Source organism: Nocardioides pollutisoli, assembly GCF_040045055.1.
Lineage (GTDB): Bacteria > Actinomycetota > Actinomycetes > Propionibacteriales > Nocardioidaceae > Nocardioides > Nocardioides tweenelious.
This window is the reverse complement of record NZ_JBDZDU010000001.1, coordinates 2,064,467-2,081,921: the sequence shown is the minus strand read 5'-3', so window position 1 is coordinate 2,081,921 and position 17,455 is coordinate 2,064,467. Positions and strand designations below refer to the sequence as shown.

At 71.1% G+C, this 17,455-nt stretch carries 12 protein-coding genes; 8 read left to right on the top strand and 4 right to left on the bottom strand.

The features are described from left to right. Nucleotides 1-54: 54 nt before the first annotated feature. The gene (locus tag ABLE68_RS10075) at nt 55-1,065 is read right to left on the bottom strand and encodes a M48 family metallopeptidase (RefSeq protein ID WP_348871188.1); all 1,011 of its coding nucleotides are present in this window, start codon (nt 1,063-1,065) and stop codon (nt 55-57) included. 98 nt (nt 1,066-1,163) lie between these two features. Between ABLE68_RS10075 and ABLE68_RS10070 the strand changes: the two genes are divergently transcribed. Then, complete coding sequence (locus ABLE68_RS10070) at nt 1,164-1,937, top strand: hypothetical protein (RefSeq protein WP_348871187.1); 774 nt, start codon at nt 1,164-1,166, stop codon at nt 1,935-1,937. 1 nt (nt 1,938) lies between these two features. Here ABLE68_RS10070 and hutU read toward each other — a convergent pair whose 3' ends face one another. Both hutU and hutH read right to left on the bottom strand, forming a co-directional pair. After that, on the bottom strand, nt 1,939-3,663 hold the full coding sequence (hutU, locus tag ABLE68_RS10065; RefSeq protein WP_348871186.1) for a urocanate hydratase: 1,725 nt from the start codon (nt 3,661-3,663) through the stop codon (nt 1,939-1,941). Further along, nucleotides 3,660-5,213, bottom strand: a complete 1,554-nt coding sequence (gene hutH / locus ABLE68_RS10060; RefSeq protein ID WP_348871185.1) for a histidine ammonia-lyase — start codon at nt 5,211-5,213, stop codon at nt 3,660-3,662. The genes hutU and hutH overlap by 4 nt, the downstream gene beginning before the upstream one ends. A gap of 256 nt (nt 5,214-5,469) precedes the next feature. On the opposite strand from hutH, the gene ABLE68_RS10055 reads away from it, so the two are divergent. The 5 genes from ABLE68_RS10055 (at nt 5,470) to ABLE68_RS10035 (ending at nt 10,106) form a co-directional block, all read left to right on the top strand. Next, nucleotides 5,470-6,714: a choice-of-anchor P family protein gene (locus ABLE68_RS10055; protein ID WP_348871184.1), complete on the top strand. Its 1,245-nt coding sequence runs from the start codon at nt 5,470-5,472 to the stop codon at nt 6,712-6,714. Nucleotides 6,715-6,808: 94 nt separating this feature from the next. Then, entirely contained in the window at nt 6,809-8,005 is a 1,197-nt protein-coding gene (locus tag ABLE68_RS10050) for an MFS transporter (protein WP_348871183.1), read from the top strand. Between the two features lie 55 nt (nt 8,006-8,060). Continuing rightward, complete coding sequence (locus ABLE68_RS10045; RefSeq protein ID WP_348871182.1) at nt 8,061-8,432, top strand: hypothetical protein; 372 nt, start codon at nt 8,061-8,063, stop codon at nt 8,430-8,432. Between the two features lie 10 nt (nt 8,433-8,442). Further along, nucleotides 8,443-9,186 (top strand): IclR family transcriptional regulator, encoded by a 744-nt coding sequence (locus tag ABLE68_RS10040; protein WP_348871181.1) that lies wholly within the window; start codon nt 8,443-8,445, stop codon nt 9,184-9,186. After that, nucleotides 9,183-10,106, top strand: coding sequence for a DMT family transporter (locus ABLE68_RS10035; protein WP_348871180.1), 924 nt, complete (start codon nt 9,183-9,185; stop codon nt 10,104-10,106). Before ABLE68_RS10040 ends, ABLE68_RS10035 begins: the two co-directional genes overlap by 4 nt. Here the strand turns inward: ABLE68_RS10035 and surE are convergent. Beyond that, the gene (gene surE, locus ABLE68_RS10030; protein ID WP_348871179.1) at nt 10,090-11,136 is read right to left on the bottom strand and encodes a 5'/3'-nucleotidase SurE; all 1,047 of its coding nucleotides are present in this window, start codon (nt 11,134-11,136) and stop codon (nt 10,090-10,092) included. The two genes, ABLE68_RS10035 and surE, sit on opposite strands and share 17 nt — an antisense overlap. Before the next feature lie 155 nt (nt 11,137-11,291). On the opposite strand from surE, the gene ABLE68_RS10025 reads away from it, so the two are divergent. Together ABLE68_RS10025 and ABLE68_RS10020 are read left to right on the top strand one after the other, a co-directional pair. Further along, complete coding sequence (locus tag ABLE68_RS10025) at nt 11,292-13,730, top strand: hypothetical protein (protein WP_348871178.1); 2,439 nt, start codon at nt 11,292-11,294, stop codon at nt 13,728-13,730. 130 nt (nt 13,731-13,860) lie between these two features. Further along, on the top strand, nt 13,861-17,370 hold the full coding sequence (locus tag ABLE68_RS10020) for a heterodisulfide reductase-related iron-sulfur binding cluster (protein WP_348871177.1): 3,510 nt from the start codon (nt 13,861-13,863) through the stop codon (nt 17,368-17,370). Nucleotides 17,371-17,455: the final 85 nt, after the last annotated feature.

Sequence of the window (17,455 nt, the reverse complement as noted above, 5' to 3'; positions counted from 1 at the left end):
ACGTCGCGGTCGACCAGCCGACCGGGACCCTCTCGACGAGCTCCGCGAGCGACGTCAGCGCTCGCCCCGCCGCAGCTGCTCGTCCAGCCAGAGCTTGGCGCTGCCGAGGAGGCCCGCCATGTCGTGGACCATCTTGCCGACGGCGTCCTGGCTCTGCTGGAAGGCCTCGGAGTAGCTCTTGGCCGCGGCCTTCGCGGCGTCGGACACCTTCGCCTCGTCGTCGTCCTGACGGCGGGGGTAGTCGCCACCGAGGACCGCGGTGTACTCCCCCGAGTCGACCCACCGGCGCAGCTCGGAGGCGCGGACCACGGCGAACGGGTGCGACCGGTTCTCGACCAGCAGCATCTTCAGCACCGAGTCACGCAGGTCGGCCTCGTCGTACTCCTGCCCCTGGGCGAAGAACGACGTCGCGTCGAGATCCTCGAGGTGGCCGCCGCTGGCGAGCTTCATGTGCACGCGGAACGCCGTGGCCGGGTCCTGCGTGGCGAGCAGGCCGGCGCGGTCCGCGGACAGCTCCGACTTGCGCGACCACTCGTAGAGGGCGGCCACGATCGCGCGTACGCCGAGGCCGCTCAGCGGGATCGCGCTCAGCACGCCGGAGAACTGCAGCAGCCGCTGCAGCAGCGTCTGGTAGACCGCGTGGCCGCTCATCGCGTGGCCGAGCTCGTGGGCGACCACGAACCGCAGCTCGTCCTCGTCGAGGAGGTCGACGAGGCCGGAGTTCATCACGATGAAGGGCTTGTTCATGCCGATCGTCATCGCACCCAGGACCGGGTTGGACACGACGTAGAGCTCGGGCAGCTCGGGGGCGTCGAGCGTGCGGCCGACCTCGCCGAGGATCCGGTGCAGGCCGGGGAACTGCCGGTCGTCGACGCGGATGGCCGACCCGAGGAACACGAGGCGTACGGCGCGCTCGTTGAAGAGCCCCGACATCGCCTTGAGCACGGTGTCGAAGCCCTTGAGCTTGCGCAGCGCGACCAGCGCACCACGATCGGCCGGGTGCTCCCACGCGCGGGAGCTGATGTCGGTCAGGGTCGCCCGGGACCGGGCCGGCTGCTGGGTCACGAAGCCACTGTGACACACGCTGCAGCCACCGAACGTGCCACCAGATACGGCCCGCCTGGGCCATGCCGGAGACCCGCCGGCGGACGGACCCTGAGCGCATGCCAAACACAGCACCCCGTACGGGGAACCGGGTCACCGTCGTGCTGTCGGTGGCCGCGCTCGCCATGTCTGTCGGCTTCGCCGGCGGTCCCGCTCTCGCCAAGGCCCTGAATGCCGACACCGTCGACCACTTGCACGCCGTGGGGGCAGGCGCCAGCAAGCACTCCCGCGCAGGCAAGCTGGTCGCGACCAGCAAGCGCACCGGGCAGCTGCCCACCAACATCATCGCCAGGGCGCCGGACTCCAAGAAGCTCCACGGGCGGCCGGCCGCGGCCTACCTGACGAAGGACGAGGTCAACCAGGTCGTCGCACTGGGGGCCGAGCCGACGATCCCGCCGGTCGGCGTCACCACCTCCAGCACGACGTTCACCACGTCACAGCCCGGCCGACTGCTGGTCGACTTCACCGGGAGCGGTCAGCTCCAGTGCCCGACCGCGAGCTTCGTGCGGTGGTGGATCCAGGTCGACGGGACCCCGATCGTGTCCAGCTCGATCCAGCTCGGCGAGGCGCTCACGATCAGCTTCGACTACAACGGGTTCCCGGCCATCGCCCTCAGCGGCGTCACCGACGACGTCGTCGAGCCCGGCGACCACACGATCGCCCTCGCCGGCGGGTGCACCTCGGGCGCGAACGGTGGCAGCGCGACGTCCGGCACGCCGGGAGTCGGTTCGGTGACCGTCCTGGCCCACGGGCTGAGCAGCACCCCGTCCGCACGGCACTCGGCCGCGCAGAGGTCCTGCGTCAGCGCCACGTCCGGGCGGTCGTGCCGATGACCTAGCTCTGCTGGGCGCGAGACGACTCGGACATCGGGATGCGGACGCCTCGCTCAGCAGCCACCTCGGCTGCGCGGTCGTAACCCGCGTCGACGTGGCGGATGACGCCCATGCCTGGGTCGTTGGTGAGCACCCGCTCGATCTTCTGGGCGGCGAGCTCGGTGCCGTCGGCGACGCAGACCTGACCGGCGTGGATGGAGCGACCCATGCCGACGCCACCGCCGTGGTGGATCGACACCCACGACGCACCCGACGCGGTGTTGACCAGCGCGTTGAGCAGCGCCCAGTCGGCGATCGCGTCGGAGCCGTCGAGCATCGCCTCGGTCTCGCGGTAGGGCGAGGCGACCGAGCCGCAGTCGAGGTGGTCGCGACCGATCACGATCGGGGCCTTGAGCTCACCGGACGCCACCATCTCGTTGAACTTCAGGCCGGCCAGGTGGCGCTCGCCGTACCCCAGCCAGCAGATGCGAGCAGGCAGACCCTGGAAGGCGACCCGCTCACCGGCCATGGTGATCCACTTGTGCAGCCGCTCGTTGTCGGGGAAGAGCTCGAGGATCGCCTTGTCGGTCGCGGCGATGTCGGCCGGGTCGCCGGACAGGGCGGCCCAGCGGAAGGGGCCCTTGCCCTCGCAGAAGAGCGGTCGGATGTACGCCGGCACGAAGCCCGGGAACTCGAAGGCGCGGTCGTAGCCGCCCTTGCGCGCCTCGTCGCGGATGGAGTTGCCGTAGTCGAAGACCTCGGCGCCCCTGTCCTGGAACTCCACCATCGCGCGGACGTGCGCGGCCATCGCGGCCTGTGCCTCCTTGGTGAAGCCGGCCGGGTCCGCCGTACGACGGGCCTCCCACTCCTCGAACGGCACGCCGATCGGCAGGTAGAAGAGCGGGTCGTGCGCGGAGGTCTGGTCGGTGACGATGTCGATCGGCGCACCGGAGTCGAGGAGCTCCGGCAGCATCTCGGCCGCATTGCCGAGCACGCCGATCGAGAGCGGGCGGCGCTCGTCGCGGGCCTCGACCGCCAGCGCCACGGCCTCCTCCAGCGACGCCGCCTGGACGTCGAGGTAGCGGTGGTCGATCCGGCGCTGGATCCGGCTCTGGTCGCACTCGATGCAGATCACGACGCCGTCGTTCATGGTCACGGCGAGCGGCTGCGCGCCACCCATGCCACCGAGCCCGGCGGTCACCGTGATGGTGCCCGCGAGCGTCCCTGCGCCCTTCGAGACGGGCGCTAGCGCGCCCTCCTCAGGGACCGACGCCCTTCGGGCTAGCTTGTCGGCCACGGCAGCGAAGGTCTCGAAGGTGCCCTGCAGGATGCCCTGGGTGCCGATGTAGATCCACGAGCCGGCCGTCATCTGGCCGTACATCGTCAGGCCGAGGTCCTCGAGCCGGCGGAACTCCTCCCAGTTGGCCCAGTCGCCCACGAGGTTGGAGTTGGCGATGAGGACGCGAGGTGCCCATTCATGGGTGCGCATCACGCCGACCGGCTTGCCCGACTGCACGAGCATCGTCTCGTCGTCCTCGAGCGTGGTCAGGGTGCGCACGAGGGCGTCGTACGACTCCCAGTTGCGCGCCGCCTTGCCGGTGCCGCCGTAGACGACGAGGTCCTCGGGACGCTCGGCGTTCTCGGGGTCGAGGTTGTTCATCAGCATCCGCAGCGGCGCCTCGGTCTGCCACGACTTCGCGGTCAGCTCGGTGCCATGGGCAGCGTGGATGGGCAGACGGTCGTTCATCGCAGTTCTCCGATCACGGACTCAGCAGCGGACAGGACGGCGCCCGACGCGACCAGGGCGACGGCGGCCTCGATCTCGGGCGAGAGGTGACGGTCGGGGCCCGGACCCTCGATGCCGGAGGACCGCAGCAGGTCGATGACCGCTCCGGTCGCCGGCGACGGCTCGAGCGGCCGGCGCAGGTCGAGCGCGCGGGCGGCGGTGAGCACCTCGATCGCGACGACGCGGGTGAGGCCGTCGACGGAGCGGCGCAGCTTGCGGGCGGCCGACCAGCCCATCGACACGTGGTCCTCCTGCATGGCGCTGGACGGGATCGAGTCGACCGACGCGGGCACGGCCAGCCGCTTGAGCTCCGAGACGATCGCGGCCTGGGTGTACTGCGCGATCATGTGGCCGCTGTCGACACCCGGGTCGTCGGCGAGGAACGGCGGCAACCCGTGGTTGCGTGCCTTGTCCAGGAAGCGGTCGGTACGACGCTCGCTGATCGACGCCACGTCGGCGGCGATGATCGCGAGGAAGTCGAGCACGTAGGCGAGGGGCGCGCCGTGGAAGTTGCCGTTGGACTCGACGGTGTCGCCGAGGACCACCGGGTTGTCGACGGCGGAGCGGAGCTCGATCGACGCGACCGAGGCGGCGTGCTCGACGGTGTCGCGCGCGGCGCCGTGCACCTGCGGGGAGCAGCGCAGCGAGTAGGCGTCCTGGACCCGGTTGCAGTCGGGGCCCCGGTGGGAGGCGACGACGCCCGAGTCCTTCAGCAGCGCGGTGAGGTTGGCGGCCGACAGCGCCTGCCCGGGGTGCGGCCGGATCGCCTGCAGCTCCGGGGCGAAGACCCGGTCGGTGCCGAGCTGGCCCTCGACCGACATGGCCGCCGCGATGTCGGCCGTCCGCAGCAGCATCCGCAGGTCGGCGATCGCCATGACCAGCATGCCGAGCATGCCGTCGGTGCCGTTGATCAGCGCCAGGCCCTCCTTGGCGGCCAGCTCGACGGGCGCGAGACCGGCGGCCTCGAGCGCCTGGGCAGCCGGCATCAGCGTGCCGCTGGCATCCCGTACGTCGCCCTCGCCCATCAGCGCCAACGCGCAGTGGGACAGCGGGGCGAGATCGCCCGAGCAGCCGAGCGAGCCGTACTCCCGGACCACCGGCGTGATGCCGGCCGACAGGAGGCCGGCGAGCAGCTGCGCGGTCTCGACCCGCACGCCGGTGTGGCCGGTCGCCAGCGTCGAGAGCCGCAGCAGCATCAGCCCGCGGACCACCTCGCGCTCGACTTCCGGACCCGACCCGGCGGCGTGCGAACGCACCAGCGAGCGCTGCAGCTGGGCGCGCATGTCGGTCGGGATGTGGCGGGTGGCGAGCGCGCCGAACCCGGTCGAGACGCCGTACACGGGGGTGGCTCCGGCGGACAGCTCGTCGATCACGCCGCGAGCCCGCTCGACGGCGGCGACCGCATCCTCGGTGAGGCGGACGGGAGCGCCGTCACGGGCGACGGAGAGCAGGTCGTCGAAGGACACCGGGCCGACGCCGAGGGCGACAGTGGTGGGCGGCGCAGCAGTCATGCCGCAATCCTCGCCGCCCTCCTGCAGGGCGACCACCCCGGTCGAGCAGCATCTGTCTGGGATCCGAGAACCACGTGAGACGACCGTCACATCTGCGTCACCTCACCCTTCGGGGCGCGTTTGTCCCTCTAGCAGTGGGGGACAAATGGAACACATCTCGGACCGCGGGTGGGGGCGTCGCCGGTTCATCAGATCCCAGGGAGGGACCATGCGCAGCACCCGAACGACTCTCATCACCGCCAGTACCACCGTGGCCGTGGCACTCGGTCTGACCGTCGCCGCACTCGGCACCGGCCAGGCGACGGCCGCGACCACGAGCGGTCACCAGGCTGCGAAGCCGCAGCTCACCCCGACGTCCTTCGCCCTGCAGACGTCCGGCTACGGCACCCGGGTCCAGGGCGGTGACATCCCGGGCAAGTCGGGCACCTCCGCCTACCAGGTCATCAGCTGCACCAACGACGCCGGCAAGGCGAAGACCAACCACCAGGCCGAGAGCGAGCTGCCCGGCCTGGGCACCCTCTCCGCCGTCACGACCAAGGTCTGGACGACCCAGAAGGCCGGCGTCACCTCGTCCTGGTCGCGCCACTCGGTCGGCGCCGTCCGGCTGAGCGACTCGCCGCTCGGCACCCTGCTGATCGACGCCGTCACCACCACCGCCCGCGCGTTCCACGACGCGAAGGGCTTCCACACCGAGACCAACACCGACATCGGCGGCCTCACGTTCAAGCCCGCGGCGGGCCCCGCCCAGACGCTTCCGATCCCGGCGCCCGGCAACCCGACCGAGATCCCCGGCTTCGGCACCGTCACGATCGGCCACTCCAACGTGCACAAGCACCGCCACTCGGCGGGCGCCTACGCCAACGGCCTGAAGGTCGAGCTCACGGCCAGCCACTCCACCGTGCGGATCGCCCACGCCTTCGCCAAGATCAGCGACGGCATCATCAGCGGCCTCTTCAGCGGCTCCGCAGCCGGCCTGAGCGGCAAGCTCGGCGGCGAGACCCTGGACCTCGGTCGCAACCCGCTGTCGGTGATGCCCTGCAAGGGCACGGGCGGCAAGGTGCAGCAGAAGACCCTGGCCGGTGCCAGCGGCCAGGACCAGGTCACCGCGACCGGACTCCACAACGAGCAGCGCGCCGAGCAGACCCAGAAGAAGGCGTGGGGCTTCGAGCGCAGCACCGTCGCGTCGTTCAAGCTCGGCGACCAGCTGTCGATCAAGGCGATCGTCGGACAGGCCAACGTCACGCGCACCGCCGCAGGCCTGAACCGCTCCATCAAGGGCACCCAGGTCGGCACGATCACTGCCAACGGCCAGGACCAGACCTTCCCCGACACCGACACGATCACGATCCCCGGCGTGGCCAAGATCGAGCGCGGTGTCGTCACGAAGACGCCGGGCGGGATCAAGGTCGTCGGCGTCCGGATCACCCTGCTCGACGGCAGCGGCGGGGTCATCGACCTGGCGACCGCCAAGCTGCGCATCGCCAAGCCCAGCAAGCACTGATCCCCACGTCGCACTGCCCGGGGTCGTCCTTCTCACAGGTCACCCTGCAAGACGCGGCGTCGTACGACGAGACGGGCGGCGTTGACTGGTCCACGTGACCGTCACCGCCGCCCGTCCTGTTTCTGTCAGCGCCGCCCGGCGCTGGTCGATGCTGGGCGCGAGCACGCTCGCGCAGGCCGCGGCGGCCGTGATGATGCACGGACCGGCGTTCTTGATCCCGACCCTGCACGCCCAGGGCATGAGCCTGGCCCGGGCAGGCCTGGTCGCCGCCGCGCCGACGATCGGCGTGATGCTGACGCTGGTCGCCTGGGGCGCGGTCACCGACCGGCGTGGTGAGCGGTTCGTGCTGCTGACCGGACTCACCGCGACCGTCGTTTTCGGGGCCGCCAGCGCCATCACGTCCGGCACCGGACTCCTCGTCGTCACCTTGTTCTTCGCCGGCGGGGCCGCCGCGAGCACGAACGCCGCGAGCGGCCGGGTCGTGGTCGGCTGGTTCCCGCCCGAGCGTCGGGGTCTGGCCATGGGCATCCGGCAGATGGCGCAGCCGGTCGGTGTCGGTGTCGCCGCGATCTCGATCGCCGTCGTGGCCCACGCGTACGGCGTGCACGCGGCGCTGTGGGTGCCGACGATCGCCTGTGCGCTGGCGGCCGTGCTGGTCGCCGCACTGGTGATCGACCCGCCCCGACCGACCACCCGGACCGGTGAGTCCGTCGCGAACCCCTACCGCCAGGACAGCTACCTGGCCCGCATCCACGGGGTGTCGGTGCTCCTCGTGGTGCCGCAGTTCCTGGTGTGGACCTTCGCGCTCGTCTGGCTCGTCCAGGACCGCGGGTGGCACCCCGCGGCCGCGGGGGCCGTGGTCGCGATCGCCCAGGTCGCCGGCGCACTGGGCCGGATCGGGGTCGGCCACCTCTCCGACGTGGTCGGCAGCCGGATGCGCCCGCTGCGCTGGGTCGCGATCGCCGCGACCGCCACGATGGGCCTGCTCGGGCTGACTGCTGCCCTGGACCTCGGCGTCGCGGTGCTCCTGGTCGTCGTCGCCACGCTGGTGACCGTGGCCGACAACGGACTGGCGTTCACCGCCGTCGCCGAACGGGCCGGCCCGTTCTGGTCCGGCCGGGCGCTCGGCGTCCAGAACACCGCCCAGTTCCTCGCCGCCTCCGCCGTACCCCCGCTGGCCGGCCTCGCCGTCACCCACGCCGGGTACGCCGCGGCCTTCGCGATCGGCGCGCTCTTCCCGCTGGTGGCCCTGCCGCTGGTCCCGGCTCGCGAGGAACGCGAGCTCTCCTAGGGTTCGCCCGCACGTTTGCGGGTACGGGTCGTCAGAGATCCCAGGGAGGGAACCCATGACCATCACCATCACCGTCGTCGTCATCGCGGTCGTCGCGCTCGTCGTCGTCGGCGTCGCCGTCACCCTGAGCAGCCGTCGCAACGAGCGTCGGCGAGCCCACGCCGAGGAGCTCCGCGCCGAGGCAGCCGCCCAGGCCGCCGCCATCGAGGCGAAGGCCCAGAAGACCGCGGCCGCGCAGGCGCGCGCCGACGAGGCCCGGGCCGAGGTCGAGCGAGCGGAGCAGGCGGTCGCGGAGGCCGAGCACGAGCTGCAGGTCGAGGACGCACGGCGGGAGGACGTCGTGCGCGAGGCCGACGCGGTCGACCCCGACGTCGACCACCGGTCCGACGACTACCGCCCGATCCCGCCCCAGCCCCGGGAGCCCTAATCTTCTTGGCATGAGCCAGGTGCCCGCCGCGACCCGCACGCTGCGGGTGCTGCGGTTCCTGGCCGGCCAGCCCGACCCGGTGCCGCTCGACCGGATCATGCGCGCGTGCGACCTGCCGCGGAGCACGACGTACCACCTCCTCAACGCGATGATCGAGGAGGGCTTCGTCGTCCACCTCGTCGACGAGCACCGCTACGGGCTCGGGCTCGCGGCGTTCGAGCTGGGCAGTGGCTACGCCCGCCAGGAGCCGCTGCAGCGCCTGGCCCGGAGGCCGCTCGCGCTGCTGGTCGACCGGGTGGGCCAGTCCGCCCACCTCGCGGTGCTGCACGGTCGCGAGGTGCTCTACGTGATCGAGGAGCGGGCGCCGGGCCGCCCGCCGCTCGTCACGGACGTGGGCGTCCGGCTGCCCGCGCACCTCACCGCGAGCGGTCGTGCGGTGCTCGCCCTGCTCCCTCCGAGCCAGGTGCGAGCGCTCTACTCGAGCGCGTCCGACTTCGTCGACCGGCACGGGCAGGGGCCCCGGACGCTGAGCGCGCTGCGCACGGTGCTCTCGGACACGCGGCAACGGGGGTACGCCGTCGAGGACGGCGAGATCACACCGGGACTGGCGAGCATCGCGGTCGCCGTGCTCGACCACAACGAGCACCCGGTCGCTGCAGTGGCGGTCACCTACCCGGACACCGTCGACCCGGGCGGCCTGCGCAAGGCGGTCTCCGACACGGCCGTCGCCCTCACCCGCAGGATCGGCGGGTGAGCGGGGCGGCTGCTCGGATCGGCCTGCTCCAGATCTCCCTCGCGGGCGTCCTCTGGGGCACCGGCGGACTCGCGGTGCACGTCATCCGCGACGCCGAGCCGATGTCGGTGGTCGCGATCAGCGCCTGGCGGATGGTCATCGGCGCGATCGCCCTGCTGGTCGCCGCGGCGGTGCTGCGCCAGCTCGGCGACCTGCGTGGCCTGGTCCGCCGACACCCCGGCCGCGCGCTGCTGATCGGCGTCGCCACCGCGACGTACCAAGCCCTCTACTTCGCCGCCGTCGTCGCCGTCGGCGTGACGGTGTCGACCGTGGTCAGCCTCGGACTGGCGCCGGTGCTGGTCACGGTCGTCGAGAGCATCCGGCGACGCCGGGCGCCGGGTGCCGGCGACCTCCTGGTCCTCGGCGCCGCCCTGGTCGGGCTGGTGCTGGTCAGCGTCTCCGCGGGGTCCGCCGGCGGCCCGCACCCGGTCTGGGGCGTGCTCGCGTCGATCGGGTCCGGTACGGCGTACGCGCTGACGACCCTGGTCGGTCACGGCCTCGCCCAGTCGACCGGGCCTCTCGGCCTCGCGACGGCGAGCACGACGGTCGGGGCGATCGCCCTGGCACCGCTGGCGATGATGACGGGGTCGGGGGCGAGCGCGTGGGGCGACCCCGTGGTCGCCGGCACGCTGGTCTACCTCGGCGTGCTCACGATGGCGCTGGCCTACCTGCTCTTCTACTCCGGGCTGCGCACGGCGCCCGGCAGCTCGGCCGTCATCGCGACCCTGCTGGAGCCCCTCACGGCAGCGGTCCTCGCTGCGGTGGTCCTCGACGAGCGGCTCGGCCTCGCCGGCGTGCTCGGTGGGGTGCTGATCCTGGCAGCGGTGGCCGGCCTCGGTCGAAGGCCGGCCACCACCCTCGATGTCAGCCCAGCGCCTTGACGATCGCCTGCAGGGACTTGGGCGCCGCGGAGAGCGTCCAGTCGCCGTCCATCGGGACGATCGAGATCTTCCCGGCACGCAGCGCCTCGGTGTCGGCGTTCTTGTTGGTCGACTTCCGGTCGGTCGGGATGCCGAGCGAGTAGGTCGCGCCGTCCTTGGTCGCCGAGCCGCTCCAGGCGAGCTCGGTCATGTCCCCGTTGCCGAGCACGTTCAGGACCGGCTTGCCGACCTTCTGACCGTCGGCGAGGTGCGGGTAGTTGACGTTGAGCAGCGTCGAGGGCTTGAGCAGGCCGGCCCCGCGGACCTTGCCGAGGAGCTTGACGCCGAAGGCGGCCGCCGCGGTGTACTCGGGGCAGCCGATGCCCTGCGTCGCGCAGGCGATCAGGTCGCCGATGTCGCTCGGCAGCGCCTCGCTGAAGGCGATGGCGGGCACACCGAGCTCGTGCGCCGTGACCGCTGCGTTGGTGGTGCCGGAGTGGGTGACCACGGTGCCGACGTTCTGACCCCAGTTGATGCCCGTGAGGACCACGTCCGGACCCTTCGGCCAGTAGGTGGCCGGGAGGAAGTTCTTCACGCCGATCCGCACGGTGTCGGCCGGGGAGGCGCTGGGCGAGTCCGCGACGCACGCGGTGTTGCTGTTGCAGACGCCGTAGACGGGTCCAGCGGACGCGGCCGACGCGCAGTCCCCGGCGTACGCCTCGGGGACGGTCGCCTTGGTGACCGTGAGCCCGGCGGTCCGGCTGGTGGTGATCCGGCCGCCCTGGCCGCTCTGCTGGCCCCAGGGGCCGACGACGATCACGTCCGCACCCGCAGCGCAGAGCGCCTTGCGGAGCTCGTAGAGGCCCTTGCCGTCCTCGCCGTCCGCCTTCACCCCCTGCACGGAGTCGTCGTTGGTGAGCAGGATCTTCAGACCCTTGACGTTGGCGGGCGGCTTGACCTGGGCCGCGCCGGCCTGGCCGGCGAGCAGGCCGACCACGAGGGCGGCGATGGCGGCGAGCGCCGCAGCGAGGATGCGTGAACGACGGGGCACGAGGGACCTCCGGGTGTCTGGACAATCGTTTGCGTCTTGAAGTCTGGGGCATGGTGACGGACGTCACCCGGCGTTTCTGAAACTTGTTCTACTTCCGGTGACTTCGGACACGGCTCGTCGTTGGACCCGCGAGCTCGACCGCGAAGGGGCCGCAGATGCGCAGGGAACCCACCTCCACCCGATCCGGGCGGCGGCTCTCCGTCGCCGTCGTCACCGCGATCGCCGTCCTCGCCGGCGCGATCGCCCTCGGCGGAGCCGCCGGGGTCCGCGAGGGCAGCCTCAACGCCCGCTACGCGTTCGCGCAGAACGCCCTCGGCAACCTCGCGTCCGACAAGAACGCCCTGTCCCGCGCGGGCGACCTCGGCAAGGACACGCACGACCCGACGACCGCTGCCGAGAAGGCCGCGAGTGCGGCGTACGTCGAGCAGGAGCGCAACCTCCCCGACCCGCGGCTCACGACCGTGCCGGTCATGCAGCCCCGGCAGCTCCACCCGCAGGACCGCTACGCGATGGCCAACGGCTGCTACTCGCTCGCAGGCGACCCGATCTACTTCAAGCCCACCGACCTGGGCACCTACCTCCTCTACGACGTCGACCGGACCTTCGTGACCGCCGACGGCGCGCGCGCCGACGACCCCGGCGCCGACACGGTGTGGGAGGCCACGAAGACCGGCTCCACGTTCGCGTTCACCAACGACAGCGGCGCGCTGAGCATCGACGGCGCGGACCGCTTCACGCTGACCCGCACGACCGGCTGCTCCGCCTACCCCGAGTCGCAGATCGACGTCGTCGGCAACCCGCACGCGGGCATCACGCCGTACCAGGAGGTGCGGGGCTACGTCGACGCCCACACCCACGGAATGGCGTTCGAGTTCCTCGGTGGCGACGTCCACTGCGGCAAGCCGTGGGACCAGTACGGCGCGCCGTACGCCCTCGTCGACTGCCCCGACCACACCGCCACCGGTGGGTACGGCGGCGTGCTGGAGTCGGTGCTCTCCGGCGAGCCCCACCACGACCCGGTCGGCTGGCCGACCTTCAAGGACTGGCCGGCGCCCAACTCGCTGACCCACGAGGGCACCTACTACCGCTGGCTCGAGCGGTCGTGGCGCGGTGGGCAGCGGATCTTCGTCAACCTGCTCGTCGAGAACAACCAGCTGTGCCAGCTCTACCCGATCAAGCACAACTCGTGCGACGACATGGACTCCGTCCGCCTGCAGGCGCAGGACATGTACAAGATGCAGGACTACATCGACGCCCAGTTCGGCGGTCCGGGCAAGGGCTTCTACCGGATCGTGAAGAACCCCTTCCAGGCCCGCCAGGTGATCAACGCCGGGAAGATGGCCGTGATCATGGGCATCGAGACCAGCGTGCCCTTCGGCTGCACCTTCAAGGCGCTGCCCGGTGGCGACGTCCCGGCAGCCGCCTGCACGCCCGAGAACCTCGACACCCAGCTCGACGCCGTGAAGAAGATGGGCGTGCGGCAGATGGAGCTGGTCAACAAGTTCGACAACGCGCTGTCCGGCATCGCCGGCGACAACGGCGAGGTGGGGGCGGCGGTCAACGCCGCGAACTTCCTCGAGACCGGCTCCTTCTGGGACATGAAGCACTGCGAGCCCGCCGACCCGGCCGCCCACGACCACAACCAGCTGGCGGCGCCCGACATCTCGGCCGGGCAGCAGGACGCCCTCTTCGGCGCGATCGGCAAGCTCTTCGACCCGCTCAACCTGCCTGCGACTCCCGTCTACCCGCCGCCGGACCACTGCAACAGCCGCGGCCTGACGACCCTGGGCGAGTACACGATCAAGGGCCTCGCCGAGCGGCACATGATCTTCGACCCCGACCACATGAGCGTGAAGGCCCGGCAGTCGTCCCTCGACGAGATCGACCAGCTCGGCTACCCCGGCATCGTCTCCTCGCACTCCTGGTCGACGCCTGACGCCTACCCGCGGATCTACGAGGCGGGCGGGTTCATCACGCCGTACGCCGGCGACTCGACCGGCTTCGTCGAGAAGTGGCGCGCCCACGTCGGCTGGGCCGACAAGCGCTACTACTGGGGCATCGGCTACGGCGCCGACATGAACGGTCTCGGCGCCCAGGGCGACCCGCGCGGCACCGACGTGGCCAACCCGGTGACCTACCCCTTCAGGGGCATCAACGGCGTCACGATCGAGAAGCAGCACGCCGGCGAGCGCGTCTACGACATCAACGCCGACGGGGTCGCGCAGTACGGCCTCTACCCCGACTGGATCCAGGACCTGACGGAGGTCGCCGACCAGCAGCACTCCGGCGACGGCGCCGAGATCCAGGACGACATGGCCCGTGGGGCCGAGGCCTACCTGCAGATGTGGGAGCGCGCCGAGGGCATCGCGGCCGACTCGTGCCGCAACCCGGGCAACCGCAAGACCGTCTCGAAGGCGACGTCGCTGATCCATCGAGGGATGACCACGAAGGCCGTGATGGAGGCGGTCGGCCAGCCCTACGAGCGGCTCGGCTCGACGTACTCCTTCTGCGCCAAGACCGGCTCGTCGCCGAAGGTGATGATGACGGTGAGGTTCTCGCGGTCCGGCCAGGTCACCGGGGTCCAGCGAGCCTGAAGTTACCTGCCGGTAGGATTCTTCTCACGCCCGACCGGGACTGACGCGGCGATCCGTGGGGAACTAGGCTCACGGCGCGCCGTACGGCGTCGTCCCGCCCGACTGCCGCCGCTCGAGGGAGTCCCGCTCCATGCAGATCTTCGCCATCGTCGTCTCGCTCGCCGTCACGGTCGTCGCGGTCGCCGCGCTCGTCGTGGCCGTCCGGAGCATGCTGCGCGTGCTCCGGCAGGGCCAGCCTGCGTTGAACCGCAGCGACCGGCCCGGCAAGCGCACGGTCACGATGCTCAAGGAGACGTTCCTCCACACCCGGATGCTGCAGTGGCACTGGGTCGGGATCATGCACTGGTTCGTCTACCTCGGCTTCATCGTGCTGAGTGCGTCGGTGTTCACGGCGTACTTCCAGCTCTTCGACCCCGAGTTCGCGCTGCCGCTCATCGGCCACTTCTTCCTCTACGAGTGGGTCATCGAGGGGCTCGGCGTCCTCAGCACGGTCGGCATCGTCTTCCTGATCGTCTACCGGCAGATCAACCACCCGCGCCGGCTCGGTCGCCAGAGCCGCTTCTACGGCTCCACCTTCTGGCAGGCCTACTTCGTCGAGGCGATGGCGCTGCTCGAGGGCTCGGCGATTCTCTTCATCCGCGGCGCGGAGTACAACCTCGGCAACGCCAAGGGCGAGCACCTCGACCACTTCACGCGGTTCCACTTCCCGATCAGCTCGTTCTTCGGGGACGTGCTCTACCCCGACACCGTCAGCACGCTCGAGAACATCATCTTCTTCATCGCGATGTTCAAGATCGTGCTCGCGATGGTGTGGCTGTTCGTGATCGCCCGCAACATCACGATGGGCGTCGCCTGGCACCGGTTCACCGCGTGGTTCAACATCTGGTTCAAGCGCGACTCCTCGGGCCGTACGGCGCTGGGCGCCCTCAAGCCGCTGACGTCCGACGGCAAGCCGATCACCCTCGACGACATCGACGACCTCGACGAGGACTCCACGCTCGGGGTCGGTTCGATCCAGGACTTCAGCTGGAAGGGCATCCTCGACTTCACGACCTGCACCGAGTGCGGCCGCTGCCAGTCGCAGTGCCCCGCGTGGAACACCGAGAAGCCGCTGTCGCCCAAGCTGCTGATCATGGGCCTGCGCGAGGCGGCGTACACCACCGCGGGCGCGCCGGCCGACGACGCCGAGGGCAACGACCAGACGATGGCGCGCACCCTGATCGGCAAGACGGACGCCGACGCTGCGGCCGGCGCCGGGACCGACGTGACCGACTGGTTCTACAACCCGCCCGGCGGTGAGTTCGTCATCGACGAGGACGTGCTCTGGTCGTGCACGTCGTGCGGCGCCTGCGTGCAGCAGTGCCCCGTCGACATCGAGCACGTCGACCACATCATCGACATGCGCCGCTACCAGGTCCTGGTCGAGTCGAACTTCCCCGCCGAGCTCAACGGCCTCTTCAAGGGCCTGGAGAACAAGGGCAACCCCTGGAACATGTCGCCGAACGCGCGCATGGACTGGGCGAAGGGACTCGACTTCGAGGTCAAGGTCGTCGGCGAGACGATCGAGTCGCTCGACGAGGTCGACTGGCTCTTCTGGGTCGGCTGCGCCGGCGCCTACGAGGACCGCGCGAAGAAGACCACCCGCGCCGTGGCCGAGCTGCTCGACATCGCCGGTGTCTCCTTCGGGGTGCTCGGCAACGGGGAGACCTGCACCGGTGACCCCGCCCGTCGCGCCGGCAACGAGTTCGTCTTCCAGGGCCTCGCGCAGCAGAACGTCGAGACCTTCAAGGAGTTCAAGGTCAAGAAGGTCGTCTCGACCTGCGCCCACTGCTTCAACACGCTCAAGAACGAGTACAAGGACTTCGGCGTCGAGCTCGAGGTCGTGCACCACACCCAGCTGCTCAACCGCCTCGTGCGCGAGGGCAAGCTGACGCCGGTCAAGGACGGTGAGGGCGCGCACAAGCGCTCGATCACCTACCACGACCCCTGCTACATCGGCCGCCACAACGGCGTCTACACGCCGCCCCGCGAGCTGCTCCAGGTGCTGCCCGGCGCTGAGTTCGTGGAGATGGAGCGCAACTCCGAGCGGTCCTTCTGCTGCGGCGCCGGCGGCGCGCGCATGTGGATGGAGGAGAACCTCGGCGAGCGGATCAACGTCAACCGCACCAAGGAGGCCGTCGGCACCGGCGCCGACCAGATCGCCGTCGGCTGCCCCTTCTGCCGCGTGATGCTCTCCGACGGGCTGACCGCCGAGCAGGCGAAGGGCGAGGCCCGCGAGGAGGTCGAGGTCCTCGACGTCGCGCAGATGCTGCTCGCATCGGTGAAGGGCGAGGTCGCCACCAAGGTGAAGCCGGGGGCCGCACCTGCTGCCGCCCCGGCCGCCGCCACGAAAACGAAGGACCCCGAGCCGGCAGCGACCGAGGACACCCCCACCGAGGACACCCCCACCGAGGACACCGTCACCGAGACGGCCGATGCCGGACCGGCTGCCAAGGCCAGCGGTGGGTCGTCGCTCTTCGACACCCCCACCGAGGAGCCGGAGACCGCCGCCGAGGACAAGAGCGTCGAGGAGGAGGCGCAGGCCGCGAAGCCCGCCTCGTCCGGTGGTTCGCTCTTCGACGTCGGCGAACCGGAGACCGAGCCTGCGAGCGAGCCCGCGGCGAAGGAAGAGCCGAAGGCGGAGCCCACAAAGGACGAGAAGCCCGCCTCGTCGGGCGGGTCGCTCTTCGACATCTCCGCCGACGAACCTGCCGCCGAGGAGGCGAAGTCCGAGCCGGTCGAGGCACCCGCACCCGAGGCCAAGACCGAGGCCGAGGACAAGACCGAGGCGAAGCCCGCTGCGGACCTGGGCTCGGGCGGTTCGCTCTTCGACATCGCCGCCGACGAACCTGCCGCGGAGGAAGCCGAGCCGGAGCCCGAGCCGGAGGACAAGGCCGAGCCCGAAGCGGAGCCGGAGCCCGAAGCGGAGCCGGAGCCCGAGGCGAAGGAAGAGCCGAAGGAGGAGCCGAAGGACGCACCCGCTGCCGCGGCGACCCCGTCGACCGAGATCCCCGAGGGCGGCTCCCTGTTCGACATCGCCGCGCCCGAGCCCGCTCCGGCGGCCGAGCCCGTCGAGACTCCCGCCGCCGACGAGGACCCGGAGCCCGAGGCGGCTGCCGACGAGCCCGAGCCTGAGCCTGAGGCGAAGGAGGAGTCGGAGACCGCACCCGCTGCCGCGGCGACGCCGTCGACCGAGATCCCCGAGGGCGGCTCCCTCTTCGACATCGCCGCACCCGAGCCGGCTCCGGCGGCCGAGCCCGTCGAGACTCCCGCCGCCGACGAGGAGCCGGAGCCCGAGGCAGCTGCCGACCAGCCCGAGCCCGAACCGGAGGACAAGGCCGAGCCGGAGGCTGAGCCGGCGCCCGAGCCGGAGCCCGTCGACTCCGGGAAGCCCGATCCGGCTGCCCTGAGTGCCGCGGCCACCGCGGCTGCGAGTGACGAGCCCGCCGCCGCACCGGAGCCGGAGCCCGAGCCGGAGCCCGAGGCAGAGCCTGCCGAGGAGCCGGAGGCGAAGAAGGAGCAGCCGCAGGCCGGCGGCGACGCCCACCAGCCGAAGACCGACGTGGACATCCACGAGACCGGATCGCTCTTCGACATCTGATCGACCGGACGGGTCGTGCGCGCAGGCGCACGACCCGTTCGTCGTTCTCACCATCCGGTCCTAGCGTTGGCTCCGAACAGGAGAC